The following is a 6,016-nucleotide window of genomic DNA, read 5'->3' on the forward strand; positions in this document are numbered from 1 at the left end:
GGCGGCTCCGCGCGACGGATCAGATGCCCCGGCCGCGCTTGTGCAGGGTGCGCAGCACCGCGTCGGCCCGGACCACCCGACCGGCGACCGCGAGCGCCAGGTAGGCGCGCGGCTCGCGGGGATTGCTGCGCAGGGTGCGTCGCGCCCAGCGCAGCGCGCCCCGGCGGTCACCGGAGGCGGCCTGGGCGAACGCGATCTGCCCGGCGACGCGGGCCGCACCGGCCGGCTGGGTGGCGAACTCCGGGTAGCGCCGCAGCAGCCACTGCAACGCCTCGGAGATGGTGTCCCAGCGCTGCGCGAAGTACGAGCGCTTGTGCCAGCGCACCAGCACCGACGGCGTCGGCAGGTTGATCAGCGGCGCGCTGCGGGCGGCCCGCAGCAGAAATTCGTAGTCCTCCGCGTAACTGCCCGGAATCTCCTCGTCGACCAGGCCGAAGCCCTCGCGCAGCGCCGTCGCGCGGATCAGGAAGGTGGACGGGTGCAGCTCGGTCAACCGGTCCCGCAGGAGGTCGTCGAGGGTGATCCGGTCCTTGTCGAGCACCCGGTCGACGGTGTGCCCGTCGTAGCTGACGCGGATGCCGCAGCAGACGAACTCGGCCGCCGGGTCGGCGGCCAGGGCATCGACCTGGGCGGCCAGCTTGCCCGGCAGCCACTCGTCGTCGTCGTCGCAGAACGCGATCAGCCCACCCTCGGCGGCGAGGGTGCCGCTGTTGCGCGCCCCGGCCAGCCCCGGCGCGCGCCCGTTGCCGATGACCCGCACCGCCCGGTCCGGCCCGGCGAGGGCCGTCAGCGACTCGTCGGGCGTGGACTGGTCGAACACGACGACCGCCTCGATCCGGCCCGGGTACTCCTGGGCGAGGATCGCCGCGAGGGCGGCGCGCAGCAGCTCGGGGCGGTCCCGGGTGGGCACCACGACGCTGACGCTCGGCTGTCCGGTCATCTGGTCTCCTCCGTACCCTGGCCGGGTCGCGGCCCCCTCCGCCAGCGGGGTCGGCGCCGGGCCGACCGGGCCACCAGGTCATCCACGATCTGCCCGACCCGGGCGACGGCCGCGCGCCGGGCCTCGTGCGCCGCCGGGTCGGCGGCCACCGCGTACCGGGACGGGTCGGCCTGCCCGGCGGCGAGCGCGTCGTGCAGCGCCTCCCGGGTCTCGCAGAGCGCCACCAGCCCGGCCGCGCCGAGCCGACGCGCGAAGAGCTGCTGGTGGTCGTCGACGTGCTCACCGCGCGACGGGTCGCGGGGCACCACGATGGGCAGGTGCCCGTGCCGGCGGGCCTCCAGGATCGTCGCCGGGCCGCCGTGACACACCACCAGGTCCGCGTCGGCCATCGCCTGTTGCAGGGCGTCGTGACCGAGGAAGGGCACCGCGCCCGGCAGGGGCGGCGCCGTGGTGTGGCCGTGCTGCAGGGTCAACCCGACCGGGCCGGACTGCGCGTGCCACTGCGTCAACCAGTCCACGAGCCGGTCGAAGGGGTGCTTGTCGGTGCCGACCGCGACGAGCAGCCGGGTCTGCTCGACGTCGGTGGTGTCGCGCTGGCGCGGCAGCCGGGACGGGTCGGCGACGGTGTCGCGGCGGGCCGTGCCCGTCTCCCCGCTCACAGCAGGGTCCCGACGACGGTGGCCTCCGGGTACTGCCGGCGCTGCTCGTCCCACTGCACGAGCATCGCGGACAGGAACGGCCGGCAGAGCCGGGCGGTCAGCGTCGGGGTGTCGATCCGGTCGTACACCTCGATGTAGACGGTCGGGATGCGACGCAGGCGGGCCAGCACCACGAACGGCACGGCCACCCCGGCGCCGGTGGTGACCACGGCGGCGACCCGCCGGCCCCGCAGCACCCGCCAGGCCAGTCGCGCGTTGCGCAGCAGGTTCGGCACGTTGCGGGTGGTCGGGTGGTGCGCCGGCACCAGATCCTCACCGGCCAGCAGTGACACCGCCTCCGGGGTGTCGAAGGTGACCCAGCAGCGCCGCCACCGTTCGTACCAGGGCCGCAGGGCAAGTAGTTGGGCCAGGTGGCCGCCGCTGGATCCCACCAGCAGCAGCACCGGCGGCTCGTCGTCGTTGTTCGTGTCCACGCGACTCCCCACAAGTCAGCTTGGAATTCCGATTCACGCCAGGCAGAAGCAGATCACAGGTTTTCCGGTCGTTGAATAGCGCGACCGGGCGAGGCGACGATCTCCACTCGGCGTCGTCAGAGCCGCTGTCGGCCCCGCAGCCCATCGATCGTCATCACGACCTGCCATTATGTCGTCACTCTGCGACGCGCACCCGGCGTCGCGTTGTCTCCAGTTCAGTCGCTATGTCGTTTCTCGATGACGTCCAACAGTGCGGGATGCAGCGCGCCGTTCCACCCGGCGCCGGCGTCCGCCAACCGCCACGTCCGCAGCCACATCTCCACCAGGTACGCGTCGGCCACCAGCCGGCACTGCGCCGTGCCCAGGCCGAGCCGCGCACCATGCCGGCCCAACTGCCCGTCCACCGCCACGGCGGCCACCGCGGCCGGTTCGGCGCGCAGCACCAGCGACCGCTGGAAGGCGTCGTGCGCCAGGTCGAAGCCGACCGGCACGTCCGGACCACTGTGCTCCCAGTCCCAGGCCACCAGCCGGCCGTCGTACGTGCCCAGGTTCCAGGGCACCCAGTCGCCGTGCCAGTGGCCGAACTCGACGGCCGTGTCGCCGTGCCGGCGGGCCAGCGCGGCGACCGCGGCGACCGCCCGCGCCCCGGCTGGCCCGGCCGCGGCGGCCCGCTCGGCCTGGGCGGCCAACCGGGTCAGGAACGTCGAGGACGCCAGCGGTCGCGGTGCTCCGGCCGGGGCCCCGCGGCGGGCGACCGCGAGCAACGCCGCGATCCGTGGCGGGTCGTCGGCCGGCACGCCGCGTACGTCCGGTGGCAGCGGTTCGATCACCGCGACCGCCTGGCCGGCCCACGCCGTCTCGGTGAGCAGCCCCGGCGGCACCGGATGGTCGACGACGCCGGTCACCGCGCGCAACGCCCGCAGCGCGCTGGCCTCGGCGGTGACCAGCGCCCGGGTGGCGTCGTTCCAACCGATCTTCGCGTAGCCGCGCGGACGACCGTCGACGGTGAACAGTTGCAGGGTGGGTTTGACGTTCGGGTCCGGTGGACGGACACCGCACGCGGCCAACAGCGGCGTACCGCCCAGCGCTGCGGCGAGCCGCTCGGTCAGCAGCAGCTCGGTCACGGCCGCCCCCACCGGCACCGAGACGGTCAACGTCGGAAACGGCGCCAGACCCGCCCCGCCGAACCGGGCCAGCCCACCGAGCGCGGCCCGCAGCGCCCGCACCTTCGGCGGCCGCAACGCGTTGTACGCCAGCAACGACGCCGCGCCGGCCCGGGGTGCGCCCAGCGGCACGAGGAACCGCGCCCGGGCCACCGACGGCACCACCGCGTACCGGGCCACCGCCCGGTGCCCGGCCGGCAGCGCGCCACCCACCGTCAGGCCGACCCGGTCGTCCGGGAACACCGCGCGGCTCACCCAGCCCAGCCCGTCCACCCGGGACCGGGGATCGGTGGCCGGGGTGACCCCGGTCGTCACGCCGCCCGGTCCGCCCAGTCGAGGTCCAACCCGAGCCGCTCGCGCAGCGCGTCGTTGTACGGGCGGTAGTAGTCGGTCAGCTCGGCGCGGACCGCCGGCTCCAGCGGCGCGGAGCGCCGGTCGTTGTAGACCTTGAAGTTCAGCAGGTCGTACGGGGGCAGCCCGAGGAAGTCGAGGGTGCGCCGGTACGTGGCGCGGGAGTCGCGGTACAGGTCCTCGCTGGGCAGGAAGAGGATCTGCTCGGAGTCGAAGCGTTCCAGCCACGGTTCCAGGTGCTCCAGGTAACGCCCCCGGGCCCGGTACGTGTACCAGTCGTACGCCTCGCTGAACGCCTCCGGCTCGGCGATGAGCCGCTCCCGCTCCCCCGCTGTGCGCTCCGGCTCGGCGGCCAGCGCGGCGGCGAAGTCCAGCGGCTCGATGCCGTGGGTGCGGCGCTCCTTCCAGTGCGAGTACGCCCGCTCGACCGGGTCGCGCAGCAGCACGATCAGCTTCACCGTCGGCAGCAGAGCGGCGACCCGCTGCGCGGCGAGCGGGTGGAACATGTAGAGCGGGGCGGCCTCGCCGACCCGGACCGGCCCGCCGTGCCGCTTCGCGAGGGCCTCGCGCTGCCGCTCGGTCGGGAAGTGCGAGCGGTACCACGCCTCGCCCCGGCCCCAGTGCTCCTCGAAGTAGTGCGCCGACTTGGTGTTCCAGGCGGGAAAGAGCCGGGGCACCAGGGGGTGCTGGATGAGGTAGTTCCACAGGGAGGTGGTGCCGCCCCGCTTGGTGCCGATGATCAGGAAGTCCGGCAGGGGTCGCCGGTCACTGGTGCGGACCCCGTAGTCGACCAGGGACTCTTTCACCCGGGTGGTCACCTGGGTCGGCACCAGCTGCTTGACCCGGTCACGGATGGACGCCACGATGGCCCTCACCTGCCTCTCGTCGATTCCGGGCCGACCCCGGCGGCCGTGGCCGCGTCGTCGGATCCACGGATCTGCCTCATGGTCACCCGGATGCCGGCGCGCACCCGGGGCAACGTCAACAAGCCGACGCAACCGGCCAGCAGCACGCCCAGCGACACCGCCAGGCCCGGCAGGCCGCGGCCCCCGGCCAGCACGCCGATCCCCGCCGCGAGGCCCACACCGCCGAGGGTGGCCGCCGCCGCGCGCAGCGTCGCGGCGTCGACCAGCGGCTCGGCGACCACCGCGCGGGCGAACGCGGCGGCCGTGAGGTTCTCGGTGGCGATGCCGGCGGCCCAGGCGAGCGCCGCGCCCGTCGCGCCGTGCCCGGGGATCAGCCAGAGCCCGAGCGAGACGGTCACGGTGAGCCCGGCCAGCGTGGACACCAGGTGCAGCCCGCTGCGCCCGCCCATCAGCAGCAGGCTCTGCACGTTGCCCACGCCGGTGTTCACCAGCATCGCCAGCGCGAGCACCGTCATCGCCGGCACGCCGGCGGTGAACTCCGGGCCGAACAGTTGCAGGAACGCGAGGGCGAACACCGCGAGCAGCAGGTACACCGGCCAGGACAGCACCAGCCCCCAGGTGGTCAACTGCCGGTGCACGGCCGCCGCGGCGGCCCGCTCACCACGCCCCAGCAGCCGGGACAGCTGCGGTGACACCGCCACCCGCAACCCCTGCATGGCGAGCTGGCCGGCCAGCACGTACCGGCCGACCGCGCCGAACACGCCCGCGTCGGCCGGCCCGGCCAGCACCGACGTCAGCAGCACCCCCACCCACATGCTGCCCGCGTCGATGGCCGCCGAGGCGGCCCGGGGCAGCGCGAAACGCCAGAACGTCGACCAGTCGGCCCGGCCCGGTCGCAGCGCCGCGCCCCGGCCCAGGCCGAGCGGGCCGGCCACCAGGGTGAGACAGGCCAGCAGCGCCAGCGCCGCCGGCACCAGCCAGCCGGTCATCCCGGCGAGCAGGCCGCCGCCGGCCAGCGCGGCCGCGCCGACCAGCGCCGGGCGGGCCACCGGCAGCAGCAGGAACTGCACGCCGACGTACGCGCGGATGGGTCGTACGCAGCGCAGCGCGGCCAGCAGCAGGGTCATCGCCACCACCACCGGCACGGCGGCGAAGGTGAGCGTCAGCAACGCGTCGCCGCCGTCGCCCGAGCCCCGCAGCAGTCGGGGGGCGAGCGCGTCGGCGCTCAGCGCTCCGACGCCGGCGACCACGAGCCCGGCCAGCAGCGGGGGGATCAGCGCCACCGGAAGCACCCGGGCCGCGTCCCCCCGGACTCCGAGACGACGCCGGGGCAGCGCCCACATCAGACCGGTCTCCGCGCCCAGCGTGCAGACCGCGGTGGCCACGGTGACCACGCCGATGGCGGCGAAGAACGCGCCCGCGCCGGCCGTTCCGTACCCCCGGGTGATCACCACGGCCAGCACGAAGCCGAACAGTCCGCTGGTGGCGGCGCCGAGCAGGCCGGCCACGCCGCTGCGGGCGCTGCGGCGCGTCTCCGCCGCGCCGATGTCGACCGTGCCGGCAG

At 75.0% G+C, this 6,016-nt stretch carries 6 protein-coding genes; all 6 read right to left on the reverse strand.

The window, feature by feature from the left end; translation table 11 throughout:
- Positions 1-19: 19 nt before the first annotated feature.
- The 6 genes from ABZU46_RS30670 to ABZU46_RS30695 all read right to left on the reverse strand — a co-directional run bounded on the left by ABZU46_RS30670 (position 20) and on the right by ABZU46_RS30695 (position 5,999).
- The gene (locus tag ABZU46_RS30670; protein ID WP_354863192.1) at positions 20-940 is read right to left on the reverse strand and encodes a glycosyltransferase family 2 protein; all 921 of its coding nucleotides are present in this window, start codon (positions 938-940) and stop codon (positions 20-22) included.
- Positions 937-1,599, reverse strand: coding sequence for a glycosyltransferase (locus ABZU46_RS30675; protein WP_354863193.1), 663 nt, complete (start codon positions 1,597-1,599; stop codon positions 937-939). The genes ABZU46_RS30670 and ABZU46_RS30675 overlap by 4 nt, the downstream gene beginning before the upstream one ends.
- On the reverse strand, positions 1,596-2,072 hold the full coding sequence (locus ABZU46_RS30680) for a UDP-N-acetylglucosamine--LPS N-acetylglucosamine transferase (RefSeq protein WP_354863194.1): 477 nt from the start codon (positions 2,070-2,072) through the stop codon (positions 1,596-1,598). The genes ABZU46_RS30675 and ABZU46_RS30680 overlap by 4 nt, the downstream gene beginning before the upstream one ends.
- Before the next feature lie 215 nt (positions 2,073-2,287).
- Positions 2,288-3,550: a hypothetical protein gene (locus ABZU46_RS30685; protein WP_354863195.1), complete on the reverse strand. Its 1,263-nt coding sequence runs from the start codon at positions 3,548-3,550 to the stop codon at positions 2,288-2,290.
- Positions 3,547-4,449 (reverse strand): sulfotransferase domain-containing protein, encoded by a 903-nt coding sequence (locus ABZU46_RS30690; RefSeq protein ID WP_354863196.1) that lies wholly within the window; start codon positions 4,447-4,449, stop codon positions 3,547-3,549. Before ABZU46_RS30690 ends, ABZU46_RS30685 begins: the two co-directional genes overlap by 4 nt.
- Positions 4,450-4,457: 8 nt before the next feature.
- Complete coding sequence (locus ABZU46_RS30695) at positions 4,458-5,999, reverse strand: lipopolysaccharide biosynthesis protein (RefSeq protein ID WP_354863197.1); 1,542 nt, start codon at positions 5,997-5,999, stop codon at positions 4,458-4,460.
- Between the last annotated feature and the right edge of the window lie 17 nt (positions 6,000-6,016).

Origin of the sequence: Micromonospora sp. NPDC005197 (assembly GCF_040608295.1) — a bacterium.
Lineage (GTDB): Bacteria > Actinomycetota > Actinomycetes > Mycobacteriales > Micromonosporaceae > Micromonospora.

Coding starts and splice junctions, on each gene's coding strand:
- ABZU46_RS30670 (WP_354863192.1), bottom strand. CDS start 940: ATGACCGGACAGCCGAGCGTCAGCGTCGTGGTGCCCACCCGGGACCGC.